General features: G+C 55.9%; 15 protein-coding genes. 9 read left to right on the top strand and 6 right to left on the bottom strand.

From position 1 onward, the window contains the following. Positions 1 to 5 precede the first annotated feature (5 nt). Entirely contained in the window at positions 6 to 755 is a 750-nt protein-coding gene (locus ABJT94_RS11070; protein WP_348475292.1) for a hypothetical protein, read from the top strand. 95 nt (positions 756 to 850) lie between these two features. After that, a complete protein-coding gene (locus ABJT94_RS11075) occupies positions 851 to 2,584 on the top strand; it encodes a potassium/proton antiporter (protein WP_348475291.1) in 1,734 nt (577 codons plus the stop codon). Between the two features lie 95 nt (positions 2,585 to 2,679). Here ABJT94_RS11075 and ABJT94_RS11080 read toward each other — a convergent pair whose 3' ends face one another. Genes ABJT94_RS11080 through dsbD form a run of 3 tightly spaced genes read right to left on the bottom strand, consistent with a single transcriptional unit; the run spans position 2,680 to position 6,556 of the window. Then, positions 2,680 to 4,056 (bottom strand): ATP-binding protein, encoded by a 1,377-nt coding sequence (locus ABJT94_RS11080; protein ID WP_348475289.1) that lies wholly within the window; start codon positions 4,054 to 4,056, stop codon positions 2,680 to 2,682. Further along, complete coding sequence (locus tag ABJT94_RS11085) at positions 4,053 to 4,721, bottom strand: response regulator (RefSeq protein ID WP_348475288.1); 669 nt, start codon at positions 4,719 to 4,721, stop codon at positions 4,053 to 4,055. Before ABJT94_RS11085 ends, ABJT94_RS11080 begins: the two co-directional genes overlap by 4 nt. A gap of 11 nt (positions 4,722 to 4,732) precedes the next feature. After that, complete coding sequence (gene dsbD / locus ABJT94_RS11090) at positions 4,733 to 6,556, bottom strand: protein-disulfide reductase DsbD (RefSeq protein WP_348475286.1); 1,824 nt, start codon at positions 6,554 to 6,556, stop codon at positions 4,733 to 4,735. 129 nt (positions 6,557 to 6,685) lie between these two features. Here dsbD and ABJT94_RS11095 point away from each other — a divergent pair, with 129 nt between their 5' ends. From ABJT94_RS11095 to ABJT94_RS11110, 4 genes are read left to right on the top strand one after another with little or no spacing between them, the layout of a single operon-like run. After that, positions 6,686 to 7,234, top strand: a complete 549-nt coding sequence (locus ABJT94_RS11095) for a TlpA disulfide reductase family protein (protein WP_348475284.1) — start codon at positions 6,686 to 6,688, stop codon at positions 7,232 to 7,234. Positions 7,235 to 7,245: 11 nt separating this feature from the next. Then, positions 7,246 to 7,458 (top strand): DUF4266 domain-containing protein, encoded by a 213-nt coding sequence (locus tag ABJT94_RS11100; protein WP_348475283.1) that lies wholly within the window; start codon positions 7,246 to 7,248, stop codon positions 7,456 to 7,458. 12 nt (positions 7,459 to 7,470) lie between these two features. Then, a complete protein-coding gene (locus tag ABJT94_RS11105) occupies positions 7,471 to 8,775 on the top strand; it encodes a DUF3570 domain-containing protein (protein ID WP_348475282.1) in 1,305 nt (434 codons plus the stop codon). After that, on the top strand, positions 8,775 to 9,725 hold the full coding sequence (locus ABJT94_RS11110; protein WP_348475280.1) for an FAD:protein FMN transferase: 951 nt from the start codon (positions 8,775 to 8,777) through the stop codon (positions 9,723 to 9,725). The genes ABJT94_RS11105 and ABJT94_RS11110 overlap by 1 nt, the downstream gene beginning before the upstream one ends. 250 nt (positions 9,726 to 9,975) lie before the next feature. Here ABJT94_RS11110 and ABJT94_RS11115 read toward each other — a convergent pair whose 3' ends face one another. Continuing rightward, complete coding sequence (locus ABJT94_RS11115; protein ID WP_348475278.1) at positions 9,976 to 10,434, bottom strand: ATPase; 459 nt, start codon at positions 10,432 to 10,434, stop codon at positions 9,976 to 9,978. 200 nt (positions 10,435 to 10,634) lie between these two features. Between ABJT94_RS11115 and ABJT94_RS11120 the strand changes: the two genes are divergently transcribed. Continuing rightward, complete coding sequence (locus ABJT94_RS11120; RefSeq protein ID WP_348475277.1) at positions 10,635 to 11,255, top strand: hypothetical protein; 621 nt, start codon at positions 10,635 to 10,637, stop codon at positions 11,253 to 11,255. 37 nt (positions 11,256 to 11,292) lie between these two features. Continuing rightward, the gene (locus ABJT94_RS11125; RefSeq protein WP_348475276.1) at positions 11,293 to 12,039 is read left to right on the top strand and encodes an SOS response-associated peptidase family protein; all 747 of its coding nucleotides are present in this window, start codon (positions 11,293 to 11,295) and stop codon (positions 12,037 to 12,039) included. A 4-nt stretch (positions 12,040 to 12,043) separates the two neighbouring features. On the opposite strand, the gene ABJT94_RS11130 is transcribed toward ABJT94_RS11125, so the two are convergent. Further along, positions 12,044 to 12,646 carry a thymidine kinase gene (locus ABJT94_RS11130; RefSeq protein WP_348475275.1) on the bottom strand — a complete coding sequence of 201 codons (603 nt, stop codon included), beginning with the start codon at positions 12,644 to 12,646 and terminating at the stop codon, positions 12,044 to 12,046. A 125-nt stretch (positions 12,647 to 12,771) separates the two neighbouring features. On the opposite strand from ABJT94_RS11130, the gene xthA reads away from it, so the two are divergent. Continuing rightward, a complete protein-coding gene (xthA, locus tag ABJT94_RS11135) occupies positions 12,772 to 13,611 on the top strand; it encodes an exodeoxyribonuclease III (RefSeq protein WP_348475274.1) in 840 nt (279 codons plus the stop codon). A 67-nt stretch (positions 13,612 to 13,678) separates the two neighbouring features. Here xthA and ABJT94_RS11140 read toward each other — a convergent pair whose 3' ends face one another. Continuing rightward, on the bottom strand, positions 13,679 to 16,594 hold the full coding sequence (locus ABJT94_RS11140; RefSeq protein WP_348475273.1) for an insulinase family protein: 2,916 nt from the start codon (positions 16,592 to 16,594) through the stop codon (positions 13,679 to 13,681). Between the last annotated feature and the right edge of the window lie 21 nt (positions 16,595 to 16,615).

Consider the following 16,615-nt stretch of genomic DNA (forward strand, 5'->3'; position numbering starts at 1 on the left):
ACAATATGGCCCGTCCACGCTTTCACATCACGCCTGACGACTGGTTCGATACGCTCGACTGGCTTGAGTATCAGCTTTCTCAGCCTGGCTGGTTGCTGGACGAGACACACCCCGTTCATCAGCAGGGGTTGGCCCATCTGACCGAGCGCCTGCATCAGTGTCGCTATGTTCAGTCGCCGACGCATCCGGACTGCGATGCATTGCAAACCCTGCTTGAGCAAAACCTCGACCGCCCAGACTGGGACCGGTTGCGAAAAACGTTGTCAGCGCGGCGCCGGCGCCGGCGAGAAAAACGCCTGGCGCAATCTCCAGTTAACCTGACACTCACTACTCAGGCCCATCACTGGTTAAAACAACTGGCACGGGCAGGGCGCTTTGCCACGTTAAGTGACGCCCTGGTAGACGCATTGCCAGCCCTGATCGCTGATCTTGAAGCCCATGCTCAGAAGACCCTGAAGACCGACCTGGAACAGACGCTGGCCAGTTGGACCGAACTTGATCTAATCGCCAACGCTGACCAGTACCTGACCGCAGCGCGCAATGACCGGAGCCTGGCGACGGCTTGCCGAATTGCCTTCCAGTGGTACCAGCGAGACCCGGACCGGCACAAGGCTCAGATGCTGAAGGAGCGCTTTATTGAAGATCTCGTTTGGAACCAGATTCATTTGGGCAAACCAGCAACGGCTTATTTATCCGCCAAACCGGTTACACAGAATGCTGTCGGGGGTGGACGCATCCCTGATAATGAGCTCTGATTAAACCAGCGACAGGCACAATCGGCCGATTCTCGGCTAAAAACAGGGTTCGCGCCCGCCTCACTCACTAACACCCCAAGGGAACGACGGCTGCGATGGTCGATACCAATACATTTTTGTTAGTTGCAGGATTGCTGCTGCTGATTGGCATCATTGCCAGTTCGCTGACGGTGCGGCTCGGGTTGCCGTTCCTGCTGTTGTTTCTGGGTGTCGGAATGCTCGCCGGTGAAGACGGCCTGGGCGGCATTCCCTTCGATAACTTCGATCTGGCTTTTCTGGTCGGCAACCTGGCGTTATCGGTCATCTTGTTGGACGGCGGCATGCGCACCAAGCGCAGCACCTTCCGGGCGGCGCTCTGGCCCTCGGTTACGCTGGCCACGGCCGGGGTAATCCTGACGGCCACCGGGGTAGGGCTGTTCGCAACCTGGTTGCTCGGGGTTGATATGCGCTATGGTCTCCTGCTGGGCGCCATTGTCGGCTCTACCGATGCGGCTGCGGTATTCAACCTGCTGCGCAACAGTGGAATACGGCTGAATGAACGGGTAGGGGGCACGCTTGAGATCGAGTCGGGTGCCAACGATCCGATGGCCATTCTGCTGGTGGTGATCATGATCGAGTTGCTGACTGGCTCGGCCCAGTTCACTGTCGGCTCTCTGCTGCAGCTGGTTCTGCTTCAATTCCTGCTGGGTGGCGCCATTGGCGTGCTCGGCGGGTGGCTGTTGGTCGCCTTGCTGAAACGATTGCATCTGGCCGAGGGCCTGTACGCGATCCTGATTGTATCCTTTGGTCTCGTCGTTTTTGCTGGCGTCAACCGCCTCGGCGGCAGCGGTTTTCTGGCTGTATATCTGCTTGGATTAGTCGTCGGTAATGCCAAAACCAAGCCACCGGAGTCGGTTTCTCAAATTATGGACGGGCTTGCCTGGCTGTCTCAGGCGGGGATGTTCCTGATTCTTGGGCTGCTGGTTAGCCCGGCCAACATGCTCGACAACGCGCTGGCCGCTGTTTCCATTGCTGCGTTTCTAATCCTGTTCGCCAGGCCACTGGCCGTCGTTCTCTGCCTGCTTCCGTTCCGGTTTCGCTGGCAGGAGCGCTGGTACATCAGTTGGGTGGGCTTGCGCGGCGCCGTGCCGATTATTCTGGCGGTTTACCCGGTAATGTCAGGCCTGGAAAACTCCCAGTTATTGTTCGACATTGCCTTTGCCGTAGTGTTGGTATCCCTGTTAATTCAGGGAACGACAGTACCCCTTGTTGCTCGTTTGCTGAACGTCCTGATTCCGGCACCACCGGCCCCGGTTAACCGCCACACCTTGCTCAACGAAGCGGACCTCTCCCTGGAAGTCGATGAATTCGTCGTACAGCCCAATGCGCCGGTCTTGTCGCCATTTTTTAACGCCAACCAGAACGACAGCGCCAACCCTCAATGTGTTGCCCTGATTCGGGACAAACGCCCGATGGATGTTGACGGTGCCATTCGGTTCAAGGTGGGAGACCGGGTCTGGATGCTACTGCACTCGGAAGACGTCGATGACGTGGCGAAACAATTCAGCGGGCAAAAACAACAAGGCATGTTGACGGCTCAGAATTTCTACGGCGAATTCGTGATCCGGCCCGAAGCATTGGTCGATGATCTAGTGAAGTCCTATGGTATTGAAGCTGAGCCAACAGAACAGTCGATGACAGTAGCCGAGCTTCTGCAGCTGCGTCTTGGCAAACACGCTGTCGAGGGTGACCGGATTCGGTTGGGCAGCTTGCGTCTGACCATTCGCCAAATGGAGGGAGATGCCATTCAGGCCATTGGTTTGAAACTGGGCTCCAAAAAACAGGGATAACCAGCGAGTGGTCTTCTTTTAGAACACCACAGACAACGGGCCGTAAGAGCGTGCCCGACCCACACTGGCGGCATCACTGAAAGGCCCTTGTCTGGTCATTCTGGCCAGAAGACCATGACGGTTAATCCGCCATTGTCTGTGTCAGACAGGGTTAACGTGCCCTGGTGTCGCTCAACAATGCGGGCAACAATGGCCAAACCCAGCCCGGCGCCTGAATGTTCCCCGCTACCCCGGTAGAAGCGTTGAAACAGCAAGTGTTTGTCAGTATCGCTCACGCCGGGTCCATTATCCTGAATTGTTAGCTCCAGACCACCTGTCCCCGGTTGCCAAAGCACCTCGACTTTGCCTCCCTTCCCGGCATGTTGCAGAGCGTTACCAACCAGATTCTGCAGCAAAATATCCAGACTGCCGGGCTCGAGAGTCAGGGACCATCCGGTACTTTCTTCGTTTCGTAAAAGCAGTTCAGTGCTCTGGTGCCAGGCAAGTGGCGCCAGACCGGCAAGTACCTGTCGGCTAACGGCCAGGGGGTCGATCTCTGTCTTAGGGGATGGGTTATCCGGTTCGAGGCGAGCGAGCGTCAAGAGCTGGGAAACGACCCGGGTCGTGCGTTCGATGCCAGCTTTCAATGCCACCAGAGATGCCTGGCGATCCGTTTCATCGATGCTGGCCAGTGCATTTTGGGTGTGCAAGCTCAGGATTGACATAGGGGTGCGCAGCTCGTGAGCGGCATCCGCAATGAAATGTTGCTCCCGTTCACGCATATCCTTTATTTGTGCCAGGAGGAAATTGATCGATTGCTGAATGGTCGCCAATTCAGCTGGCAAGTTGGCTTCAGGCAGAGGGTTCAATGAACGAGGATCCCGGTTACGAACGTCTTCCGCCAGTTTCTCCAGCGGCTTTAACCCATAACCTATGGCGAGCCATAGCAGCAAAGCCAGCAGAGGTGCCCCCAGCAGCTCTGGCAATAGGCTGCGCAGAGCGATTTTGGTTACCAGTTCACCCCGCACATCCTGACGCTCGGCAAACAGGATCCGGTTCTGGCCATTCAAACCTGGAAGCACAAAGATTCGCCATTGGTCACCACTGGCCAGTTCATCAGCGTAGCCTGAGGTGATGTTGGTCAGTTGTTCTGCTGGCGCATTAAAGGATCTTAAAATCAGATTGCCATCCTGCCAGACCTGAAAGACCACTTTACTCTCATAGGGGTGACCACCGCGGTTTTCCTCGAGCGTATTCAATTCTTCCAGCGTGCTGAGCAGACGAAGCTTTTCGACCTGGCTCAACGGCGTATCGTTAAGGCCCGTAATCAGCTTGCTCAAAATACGAGCCTGCTGGGCCAGGTGAGCGTCGTACAGCTCTTCCACTTCGTGAGCGGCATCGTTAAAGCTGGTCCAGGCCATCAACGCACTGGCGCCGAGAAATAAAATGAGTGCGGCACCCAGGGTTCGCGTGCGGATGGACCTCAGTTTCATGGCCTCGCGTCCTTATTAAGAGCGTACCCCACGCCACGTAATGTACGAATTAGCCCCGGGAACAGCTTTTTGCGCAAATGATGGATGTGCACCTCCAACGCATTGCTCTCAACGTCTTCATCCCACCCATACAGAAGTTGTTGAAGGTGATCCCGTGTGAAGACATGCCCTGGCTGATGGGCCAACTCATGAAGCAGGGCGAACTCGCGTCGTGTCAGACTGACTGGCGCATCCTGATAAAACACCGCCTGGCTGTTTAAATCCAGACGCAGAATGCCCAGGTCCAGCTGGCTATTGGCCCGGCCAGCACTGCGGCGAAGCAGGGCTCGAATGCGGGCTTTGAGTTCGGTTATCTCAAACGGCTTTATCAGGTAATCGTCGGCGCCACTGTCCAACCCTGTAATACGATCAGTCACTGCATCACGAGCAGTCAGTATCAACACTGGTGTCGCTTTCCCTCCCGCACGCAATGCCTTCAGAACCGACAAACCGTCCAGGCCGGGCAAGCCAAGATCAAGCAGAACCAGATCGAACACCTCATGTTCTAGGGCGTGAACCGCCTGAAGACCGTCTGACAGGCAGTCGAGGGTGTACCCCTCAGACTTGAGTGCCGTGCGAATGCCTTCCCGCAGTGATGCATCGTCTTCAATCAGTAGTAACCGCATGAAATCATCACTCAGAGTGAGCCAGAGCCAGCATTCTGCAGAGTTTGCAATTGCGCCTGCCATTGTTCAAGGTCGATTTCGCCCAGTGTACGCAGCTGGGTCTGCTCGTTCCCGGCTGTATCAAAAAAGAGCAGGGCGGGCGGGCCAAAGAGTCCGCTTTGCTGCAGAAATTCAATTTGCTCGGCATTGTTGCGGGTTATATCCAGCTGTAGAAAGCGGACGTCGCCGGCGTAACGCTGGGCACTGGTCCGGCTAAACACCTTTTCCTCCATTTCCTGGCAACTGGTACACCAGTCAGCATAGAGATCCAACACCGCGACCTGGCCTCTGGATTGCGCGGTTTGCAGTTGAGCGGTTAGCGTGTCGACACTGGCCGTACGCTGAAACAAAGGTTCCGCTTCGACACGGTCGCCCGCCTGCCCAGCCGTATAATTCATGCCCGCTAGAGGTTGCAGCGGATCCGTATGACCGGCCATCGCGCCCAACAACAAGCTGGTTGAATAGATGGCCAGAGCCGCCGCGAGGCCGCGCCGGGTTTTCTGCCAGCCTGTCTGCACCGAGCCCCCCAAACCAATGTGAGCGGCATAAACCAGTGCCAGCAAGCCCCACAGCGCCAGACTGAGATGGCCGGGAACATAGCGCGCCACCAGGCTGATGGCAATGGCCAGCAAGACCACTCCAAAGAAGTTCTTAACGGCCACCATCCACATGCCCGCTTTTGGCAGCAGCCGCCCGCCACCCGCACCCACCAGTAGCAGGGGAGCACCCATGCCAAGGCTAAGCGCAAACAGAGCACCACCACCAAGCCAGGCGTTACCGGTTGTACTGATATAGATGAGAGCGCCGGCCAGTGGCGCTGAGACACAGGGCGAGACAACCAAGGCAGATACCAGTCCCATTAAGGCTGTACTGGCATATCGGCCAGCACCGCCGGAGGCTGCCGAATCAGTTTGACTGACCCGGCTGAGACGATTGCGCAGAAAAGCCGGGACCTGAAGTTCATAAAAGCCAAACATGGCCAGGGCCAGCATGACGAATACGCCGGCGAAGATACTTAATGCGACAGGATTCTGCAGCGCACTTTGCAGATTGAACCGGGCACCGAAAAAACCGACCAACACACCGGCCAGTGTGTAGGTGGTGGCCATGCCGAGCACATAGGCCAGTGACAAACTCAGACCTTTGCGGGTGGTGATTTGCTCGCCCTGACCGGCAATGATGCCAGCCAGAATCGGGATCATGGGTAAAACACAGGGCGTAAAGGTGAGCCCTAAACCGAGTACAAAAAAGGTTCCGATGATCCAGAGTGTGCTGGCCGAGGCCATCCAGGTAGCCAGGGCGCCGGAATTCTGCTCACCGGTGACCGTCACTGCAGGTACCTCTGTCGTCACGTTAACCTGTGACGGTTGAGCGTTACCACCGATGACTGTGAACGTTCGGGTTTGTGGTGTGTAACATAAACCCTCTTCAGCACACCCCTGGTATTGCACGGTCAACTCAAGAGGCTGAGCGCTGTTGTTCGGCAAGTTCGCCTGCAAACCGGCCTGCTCATGAAAGACATCCACCTCTCCGAAGTAGGGATCCTGCTTCAGCTCCGGGAGGGTGATATAGGTGGGTGTAAGCGCCTCGCCGTTAACGGAAAGCGTGATTCGCGACTGATACAAATAATAGCCATCGGCGATGGCCCACCGGGCCTCAAAGCGCCCGGGATGCTCATCGCTTTGAGTTATCGAAGGCGAGAAGGCCTGATCCGGCGGGAGGAACTCTTCGGCAATGGCAAACGACATTAACGTGGTCAGCAGCACGAATGCCCATCGAATAGAGGCTGAGGTCATGAACGGAATCTCCAACTGGATGATTCACCCATCATCACTGCGCAACCTTAAGTCAATCTTAAGCGGCTCTTAAGAAAGCCTTAAGTAATTGGTTTCATCCTGACTGCCTAACCCATGACGAGGTAAGCCATGATGTTTCGCTCTGTTGGAATCCTATCGCCTTCTATTTTACAGCGAGCTGCCGTTTCTCTGGGACTGATCCTGCTCCCACTGATGTCGGCTCAAGCGGCCGATATTACGCCGGTCAATCAAGCCGAATTAGCGCCCATGCGTGACTTCAATCTGTCTGAAATGGGCGGTGGTGAACTCAGTCTCGTTGAACTGCAAGGGCAGGTGGTACTGGTTGATTTTTGGGCTTCCTGGTGCGGCCCCTGCCGCGAGTCCTTTCCGTGGATGAACACGATTCAGCAACGTTATCAGGACGATGGCCTGGTAGTGCTGGGTATTAACCTGGATCAGGACGCCGCCGCAGCTGAATCCTTTCTAAAAACAGTGCCGGCTAATTTTACCCTGGCGCGCGACCCGGATGCTCATCTCCCGGAAGCCTTTGGCCTGATCGGCATGCCTTCCAGTTATCTGCTTGATCGTCAGGGACGTATCCGGGCTACTCACACCGGTTTCCATGCAAGCCGGGTCGATGAGTATGAAGCCAGCATTCAACAACTGTTGGCAGAGTAGGGGGTACCAACATGAAGCCATTGATGACGTTATCGCTGATTTTGCTGCTCGCTGGGTGTTCGAGTCTGGGGGTTAAGCCCTGGGAGCGGGATCTGTTGGCGCAGACCGATATGCAACTGGTGAGCGATCCAATCGAAGCATCACTCGATGATCATGTGTATTTCAGTAAAGAAGGCAGCAGCGGAGGTCGCAGTTTTGGCGGCGGCGGCTGTGGTTGCAACTAGGAGCGACGATCAATGACTCATATCAACACCCGCCCCCCTCAAGGTGCTGAATTGGCCAGTATGCTGGCCGCCATCGGTTGCGCCGTACTGTATGGCCTACCCAATCAGGCGGCAGCCGGTGAACTGGAAAAATGGGACTTCGATGCTGCCGTGTTGCAGTATGTTGAAAGCGATAATCGGGTGCAGGCCACCGAAGCTGTGGTCGGCGCAACGCGCAACTTTGATACCGAGACCAGCCTGAACCTCAAGCTGACTTTTGATTCATTGACCGGGGCTTCACCCAACGGTGCCATGACCGATGACCAGCCGCAAACCTTTACCCGTCCATCCGGCAAAGGGCGCTATACGGTAGCCGGCGGCGACCTGCCGCTTGATGATACGTTTCATGATGAGCGCACAACCGTTGCCGCACAATGGTCTGCTCCTCTCGGGCGGGACTGGAGTTATTCCGGAGGGCTTCAGTATTCAGCCGAGCACGATTATCAATCCAGAGGCGTTAATGCCAGCGTTTCGCGCTTTTTTAACCAGAAAAACACAACCTTAACCCTCGCCTCCAACCTGTCACTGGACACCGTCAACCCGGAAGGTGGCGTGCCCGTCGGGCTGAGTGAAGTCGCAGAGTGGGGGAGTCCTACCTTTTCGTCTGATTTTGCCAACAGTCGTGACGGGGCGACGGCCGACAAGCAAATCCTTGATCTGGTGCTTGGCGTCACCCAGATCATCAATCGACAGACCCTGATGCAGTTCAACTACAGCCTGAGCTTAAGTGATGGCTATCAGACCGATCCTTATAAACTGGTCAGTGTGTACGACCAGGCTGGCGGTACTATACAAGGCTACCGGTACGAAGCCCGGCCAGATAGCCGGTTGAAGCAAGCCGTGTTCTGGCAGACCAAGTACCAGGCGCCGAATGATGACATCATCGAAGGCAGCTATCGCTATTTGTTTGACGACTGGGGGTTGGATTCGCACACCCTGGATCTAAAATACAGATGGCGTTTTGCCAACCAATATCTGGAGCCTCAGGTGCGCTGGTATCGTCAGTCCGCCGCTGACGCCTACCAGCCATACATCACCACGGCGCAGTTGGCAGAAGACCCGCAAGCTCTGACCGCGGACTATCGTCTGGGTGATTTTGACGCCTGGACACTGGGTCTGCGCTACGGCTATCGCTTTACGGATGATCGGGAGGTCTATACCCGTCTGGCGGCTTATCGGCAAATGCCTCGCGACGTTGAGTCAGATGTCACGCCTGCCGATGCGGCTGATTTGCCGGATATGACGGCATTGATGCTGACGGTTGGAGTGTCGTTTTAATGACCTCGGGCCAGGTTGGTGTCAGATGGCAGGGCGACCTATGGGCAGGGCACTTTGATGCCATGGCCAGCTCCTGCGAGATCCTGCTGGCATTGCCATTTGAGCAGGCTGAGCTGGCAGGGCGTCTAGTCCGGTTGGCTGCCAATGAAGTATGGCGAATCGAACAGCGATACAGCCGTTACCGCCCGGACAATCTGTTCGCGGCGTTGCACAACCGGCCTGGGCAAGCTCAGCGGGTCGATGCCGAAACAGCCCGTTTATTGAACTTTGCCGATCAGGCGTGGCGTCTTTCAAGCGGAAGGTTTGATGTGACCTCGGGGCTATTGCGACGCGTGTGGACCTTTGATGGCAGCGATCGTCTGCCTGACGATGACGCCATTAAAGCGCTCTTGCCCCTGATCGGCTGGCAGCGAGTCACTTGGCTCAGCGGAACAGTGGATTCGTCGGGCGAGGTCGCCGGTGGTTCATTGACGCTGCCCGAGGGCATGGAGCTGGACTTCGGCGGCATTGGTAAAGAGTATGCCGCAGACAGGGCTCTGGGCATTTGCATGAAAGCCATCCCATCACGCTGGCGTCAATCCGGTATGCTCGTCAATCTGGGGGGTGATCTGGCCTGCAATGGACCAAGAGCACCGGAGCAACCCTGGCGCGTTGGCGTGGAATCGCCATATGAAGATGACCAACCGCCGCTAATGCTCGAATTGTGGCGCGGAGGATTAGCAACATCGGGCGATAGCCGTCGTTATCTGCTGCGCAATGGCAAACGCTATAGCCACTTATTGGATCCCAATACCGGCTGGCCGATCGAACAAGCCCCGCGATCTGTCACTGTGGCTGCGCCCAGTTGCATACAGAGCGGACTCGTTGCCAGCCTGGCCATGCTGCAAGGTGCGTCCGCAACGGAGTACCTTAAGAATATTGGTTTGCCGCATTGGGTCATTAGTGAATGATCAGGTGACGATGGTAAGCTTCGTAATATAGACGTGGAATTAAAATGGCGTTACCGGATAGTCGGTGTAGAAAAGCTTATTTTAGGGCTTTATCTTCAACTAACCCCCTATTTCCTGTAATAAAGATTACAGGAAATAGGGGGTTAGCATGATCCGTCCCAACTACCTTCCCTGGTTCCATCTCGCTCTTACCGCCTTTGATCTGGCTTCAGCCACCCGGGTTTTCTCCTAATAACGAACGAATGCTGCTTTAAAGTGCGCGGCCGGTATCCAGTTGTTTTGCCAGCCGCATGGCTTCGTGCTCTTCCAGTTCGAGAAGCGACAGCATCAACTCGCGCGAGGTGGCTGTTTCGGCCTTGCCAATCAGGCTGTGATACAGATTAATCAGTTGCGTGTGATAATCGAAAACCTCGCGACAGATGGCTTCATAGTCGAGCTCGGCATACGGCACGGTACAGGTTCTGTGCGACTTGACCGGTCCATTCGACAGATAATCATAAACATGAGTTTTTAATGCCTTTTGATCCGTTTCCTGCTCAAAACGACCCACCATCTGTTCCAGCGCTTTTTCGTGATCGGCCAGGTATTCGAGTAAGGCCCTGGCTCTATCGTCAGGCTGAGACCGGGCACTGTCAGTCATGCAACGGCTCAGGTGCTGGTGTAACTCACGACTCCAGTCGATCAGATCTTCAAACGTTTTGATGTCCAAAATGTGCTCCCACTCATGTATAGCTGGTACTACCCATGTGCATGTCGATCCACCAATTTCAACCGTTAGCGGTTCATGTATGACGCTTTGTTGTCAGAAAACGAAGTCTTCCTGCCATGACACACGCTTAGGGTAACCCGGCCCGGACTGCTATACTCGCCATCCCGCACCGGGATGACCGACCAACCAGGAGTTACTGTTTGAACGACCGCTTGAACAAGACCATCAATTACCGCGAGCTGATCCTGAACGCTGAGCAAAAGTCTACTGCCAACAACCTCCCCCACAAGGCGTTGTCATACGACGGAGAATCGCTGCAGACGGCCGAGCTGAAACGTTGCATGATGTTGGGTGTCGCGGCCAGAAATGCCCTGACCTTTACTTCAAAAGACCCGTTGCGCAACGCGCCCGAGATTTGCCTGGCCGCCAGTAGCGCCCTGACCGAAGCGGGCTTTGAACATGAAGTCACCCTGGGCAACCTGGTGCGTCGCGGCAAACATCTGGTTAGCAATGTGTCGGCCAATGCGATCATCGAAGCCTATCAGTCAGCAGATTCAGGTGCTCGCCCCAATTACTACTGCTGGATTACGCTTAACGATGGTTCGGTCTTCGACTTTGCGCTCTTGTCGGAAGTCAAACCACCGGTTAGAGCCCCCATTCAGAAAGGCCGGGTGCGCCCCCCAAAACCCAAAAAGCCCAACCTGGCTGATACCGTTCTGATGCTCAACCCAATCGAACACGGCACTCTGTACCGTTATGTTCCCGAAGTGGTGGGCTATGATGTGTTGCAAACCCTGGTCAACCGGACACCGGGACGCTAATAGAACCAGACACCCCTGCAACGACTGAGGTGAAACGATGTGCGGCGCCATCAATAACGTCTCCGATTTCCCGCTGCTCGACCCATTACTGGGGCTGGCCGGTTATTCGGAGGCGGAAATCCGCTCGGTTCTTAACAAACGCGAATGCCGACCAACCGATGACGTGCTGGCCTTGGTGCCAACGAAGCATGGACCGCGGCTGATGGCGGCCACCTGGTGGCTGAAGCTGGACCCCGACACCCTGCTGCCGGATACGCGCTGGAATACTTTCAACTGCCGTTCGGGCCAGATTCTGAAATCCCCCCTGCACCAAATGGCGCCCAGAAGTTATCGGGCGGTGGTGGTTACCGATGGGTTCTATGAATGGCAGCCGCGCTACGCCGGTGGCCGGCTTTATTCCGACTTGTCGGCTGAAGAGCAGCAACACTTGCCCAGACCCCAATCCAAGCAACGCCATTGGATTCACCGGCCCGGAGAATTGATGCTGCTTGGTGCCCTGTGCAAACATTGGCTGGACTCTGAAGGTAACCCCAAGGTGTCGGTGGGTGTGATCACCCTGCCCCCGCACCCGGCGTTTCTGGATGTTCACGCCAAATCGTTCCCACTGGTTTTGCGACCGGAAGAGCTGGAGGACTGGATGAACCCCCGGCTCAGGCACAAACAATTCGAGTCACTGTTTGTGCAGACCGAGGTTCGGGTCGACGTCGAAGTTCAGGCTATTAATGACCGGGAATTTGATTTGATTCCCGAAGAGCCGCTAATACTGCGGGCTTCACAGGTTTAATTGACTACCGTGTAGATGAAATGGAGGCTGACCAGGCAGGTTTTACGGCCTCTTTATAGTGTTTCCGGCACATCGACACGTAACGGTCGTTGCCGCCAATCTCAACCTGATCCCCCTCGCTGATTGCCTGGCCTTGCTCATCCAGCCTGGCCACCATGATGGCTTTTCTCCCGCAGTGGCAAACCGTTTTCAGTTCATTCAGTTTATCGGCCAGTGCCAGCAAACGGGCTGAACCCGGGAACAGGTTGCCCAGAAAGTCTGAACGAATGCCGTAACACAGCACGGGCACCCCGGCTTCATCCACCAGATCGGAGAGCTGGTTAACCTGCTCAGTGGTCAGAAACTGGGCCTCATCGACCAGAATGCAATCGGTGTGGCCCTCATATGCGGCAAACCAGGCTTTCAGATCGGTCGTTTCGGTAAAGGTGTCGGCGGCTTTTTCCAGGCCGATGCGTGAACTGATGCGCCCTGCCCCATAGCGCTGATCAATTTGCGCCGTCAGCAGGCGCGTTGTCATGCCACGTTCCCGGTAGTTGTATTCCGATTGCAGCAATGAGGTGGATTTTCCAGCATTCATTGCTGAATAGTAAAAATAGAGCTGAGCCATGGGGGCATCCTGATCCGGGGTTTCAATACAGCGGTTGAGGGGGAATAATAGCGTGCGATTGATCCCCGTTATAGGTAAAACGGGCGATTTCATGAATTCAGGAACTCATCGGGAACAGGGCAGCCATGCGCATCATATCGTTCAATATCAATGGCATACGTGCCAGACTTCATCAACTGGAAGCACTGCGCGACCGGCAAAAGCCGGATATCCTCTGTCTGCAGGAGATCAAGGTACACGACGATATGTACCCGCACCCGGCGGTCGAAGCGGCTTCCGGCTTCGGGTCGGTGACCCATGGCCAGAAAGGCCACTATGGCGTTGCCACCCTGACCGCAGAACCGCCTCAAACGGTTCAACGCGGCTTTCCCGATGATTCAGAAGACGATCAGAAACGCCTGATCATCACTCATCACCCCCTCACAGACGGACGACACCTGACGGTTATCAACGGCTACTTCCCTCAGGGTGAGAACGTCAGTCACGAGACCAAGTGGCCCGCCAAACGGAAGTTCTACGCCGATCTGACGCAATGGCTGGAAACCGAAGCCAAGCCCGACGACCTGCTGGTCATCCTGGGCGATTTCAACATCGCACCGGTGGATGAAGACATCGGCATCGGTGAGAAAAACGCCCAACGCTGGCTGCGAGAAGGCAAATCGGCTTTCCAGCCGGAGGAAAGAGCGTGGTTCGAGAAGCTGCGCACCTGGGGCCTGACCGACAGCTACCGCCACCTGTATCCAGACACCGACGACCGCTTCAGCTGGTTCGATTACCGCTCACGAGGCTTTGAAGATAACCCCAAACGCGGCCTGCGCATCGACCACATTATGGTCTCCCAGCCGCTGGTACCGCTAATTACAGGCGCTGGCATCGATTATGAGACCCGGGGTCTGGAAAAGCCTTCAGATCATGCACCGGTCTGGCTGGATCTGGATTTGACCCTGGGCCATCTGGCGCTGTGATTGGTTAAACGAAAAAGCCGCCTTACGGCGGCTCTATTACCTAACGACTTGCATCTTTCGTCGTCGCCTAACTCAGCGATTCTACTTCAAAGCCTTTTCCGGCCAGCTCATCCGCATGCTTGCGATCGGTAACCACGGCTTTTGAGGCGTTGCTCTCATCAAAGTACGTCCCGGCAACGCGCTTCACGTCGGCCGCTGTTACGCCCAGCAAGGCCTCACGATAGGCTTTGCGGAACTCATCGGAGCGTCCGAAAAGTCGGTTCTGAAAAGCTTGCTTGGCTTCACCGGCCGGTGAACCGGGCTTATCCATTGAGCTGATGACACCCAGAATCGAGGATTCGACCTGCTCCTGGTTAACGCCCTGCCCGGTTACCCAATCGAGACTGGCGCGGAAATCGTCCAGCGTGCCTTCAATGCGCGGGTCGCGGTAGGAATAAAAGCGGAAGGTGCCAGTATTGCTGTCGTGCGACGCCCCACCACCGTAGGCTCCGCCCTGCTCACGGATTGTTCGGTGCAGGAAGTTATCGCGCAGTACACCACCAAGAACCGTCAAAGGTGCTGAATCTTCATGACCCGGCATCACTGTTCTATAGGCCGCTGAGCAGAAATTCACCTGAGTGTTAACGCTCCAGGCGGTGTTCTGTTTGGGCATCAGCCAATCGGCCTTTTGGGTGGTTGGTTCAAGGCTTGATTCGCGGTTTTGTAACCCCTGCTCCCTCAGTACACCGGTAAGCGTGTCCAGTTCGCCCGGTTCGGCGATCAGCACTGCATGAGAGCGCTGTTGCTGAATCTTCTGGTGCAGACTGCTAATGGCTGCCAGCCATTCGTTTAAGGCGGCCTGATCATCAGCAAACGCATCGACCCAGCCCTTCACTCGGCGAATGGCAGGCAAGCCGCCCATATCGTAGGTCAGTGCACTGGCGCGGGTGTGGAAGGCGCTGCTGGTCTGCATGGCCAGTACATGGCCCTGGCCCGTCACGCTTTGCTGACGCCGTGCACTCAACTGCTTGAGCAAATCAAAGACGCGGGCGCTTTCATCAAAACGCGGCGCAGACCAGTGCTGAGTCAGGATCTGAGTCAGCTCATCAACGTGCCGCACCAGAGCTCTGCCGGAGAGCACCACGTAGCCCGCGACCTCATCAGCGCTTTCCAGCGGGTTACGGAACTGGCTGTAGAAACTGACGCTGCCAGTGCGGGCGGCCTGCCATTGCTGCATAGCCAGGTAGTCCTTATCGCCGGCACCAATCTCGGTGAGCAAGGCGGTATAGACCGGTAGCAGTGCCAGTTCGTCGGCGGTTAAGGCTGGCAGCGGTACGAACCATTGTTCATAGGCAATGCCATTGGTGCCGGCGGTATAACGAGTAATGTCGTCGCTGGCAGCCGGGGCGATACGTTTTACATCGGGCTTAACGTCGGCCAGCGTTACCTTGGGCAACAGACCGACATCGTCTTCCTGTTCTTGCCGGGCCTTCAACTTGCTGGCCTGCTCAACCAGGCGCTGTTTTTCTTCATCGGTCAGACCCGCCTGAATGCGGGCCAGGCGGGCCGCTTCGTTATCGAGCTGACGCTGGTGAAGTTCCGCATCGGGCCGCAGAGTAAGGCGAACCCGATGTACGTTGTCGAGTAACAGCTTGCGAATCAGGCCTGGAATATAAGCCGGGTCCTGGCTGCGCTCGCGCAGAATGGCCAGGGTCGGGTCAATGTCGAGTGACTCCATCACCGAACCTCCATGCGTGGCCGCCCCAATCACCGAGAAGATCAGTTGCAGACCATAGGGCGCGCTGTCACCGGTGATCTCGCGCTGCGACAGTTCCAACTGATGCAGCATGGCTTCCACGTCTTCATAGGGCACACCGGTTTGCTCTACCTGCTCAAGCGTTTCGATGACCAGACGCTCAAAATCGGCGGCTTTCTCAGGCTCACTGCCTTCCAGACCACAGAGAAACATCATTTCCCGGTTTGAGTCTTCAAGGCCGCACATCGGCGACGGATTGCTACCGATGTCGGTCTGTTCGAGTGCCTTGCGCAACGGTGAAGAGCTGTTATCGAGCAACACATCGCTCAACAGGTGAGCTTCCAGCTGCCCCAGCAAATCAGTCGATTCGCCCAGTAACCAGCCCATAACATGGTGTGTTTTACCGCTAAGATCACCGGGTTCGGCAGCATAGGCATTCTCAACCCGCAAAACCGAATTATAGCGCCGCCCCAAGGGCACCGACAGCTTATGGTCGAGTGCTTCAAAGCGGTGCAACGCCTGTTCGTGAACACGCTTTTGTACGTCCACAGCCGGGCGGTTACCAAAGGTAAAAAAGGTCGCGTTGCTGGGGTGGTAATGCGTTTTATAGAAAGCCTTCAGGTCTTCATAGGTCAGATCCGGAATCGCCTCCGGGTCGCCGCCACTGTTGAAGTGATAGGTATTGTTGGGAAACAGGTAGTGTTTGGCCGCCTGATACAACTGACTGACCGGCGAACTCATGGCGCCCTTCATTTCATTGAACACAACGCCTTTAAACGCCAGTGGCGACGCCGGGTTATCCGGTTCGGTAAATTCCAGGCGATGCCCTTCCTGAAGGAAATCGAGTTCGTTCAGGTTGGAGAAGAACACGGCGTCCAGGTAGACGCTGAGCAGGTTCTCATAATCCTGATCGTTCTCACTGGCAAACGGATAAGCCGTCCAGTCACTACTGGTCATGGCGTTCATAAAGGTATTCAGCGATCGCCGTGTCATCATGAAAAACGGATCACGCACCGGGAACTGCTCGCTGCCACACAACGCCGTGTGCTCAAGAATGTGCGCTACACCTGAGGAGTCCTTGGGCATGGTGCGCAACGCCACCATAAAGACATTCTCGGGGTTATCGGAGCTGATGTGAAAGTGATCAGCTCCGGTGTTGCGATGCCGGTAATGTTCCAGCGTCACATTCAGTGAGTCGATGGTGCGGGATTCGATGGCGTCGAAAGCGGTGTGCGCATTAAGAGTCATACAGCGAAAATACCTTGATTA

Origin of the sequence: Saccharospirillum sp. (assembly GCF_039982735.1) — a bacterium.
Lineage (GTDB): Bacteria > Pseudomonadota > Gammaproteobacteria > Pseudomonadales > Natronospirillaceae > Saccharospirillum.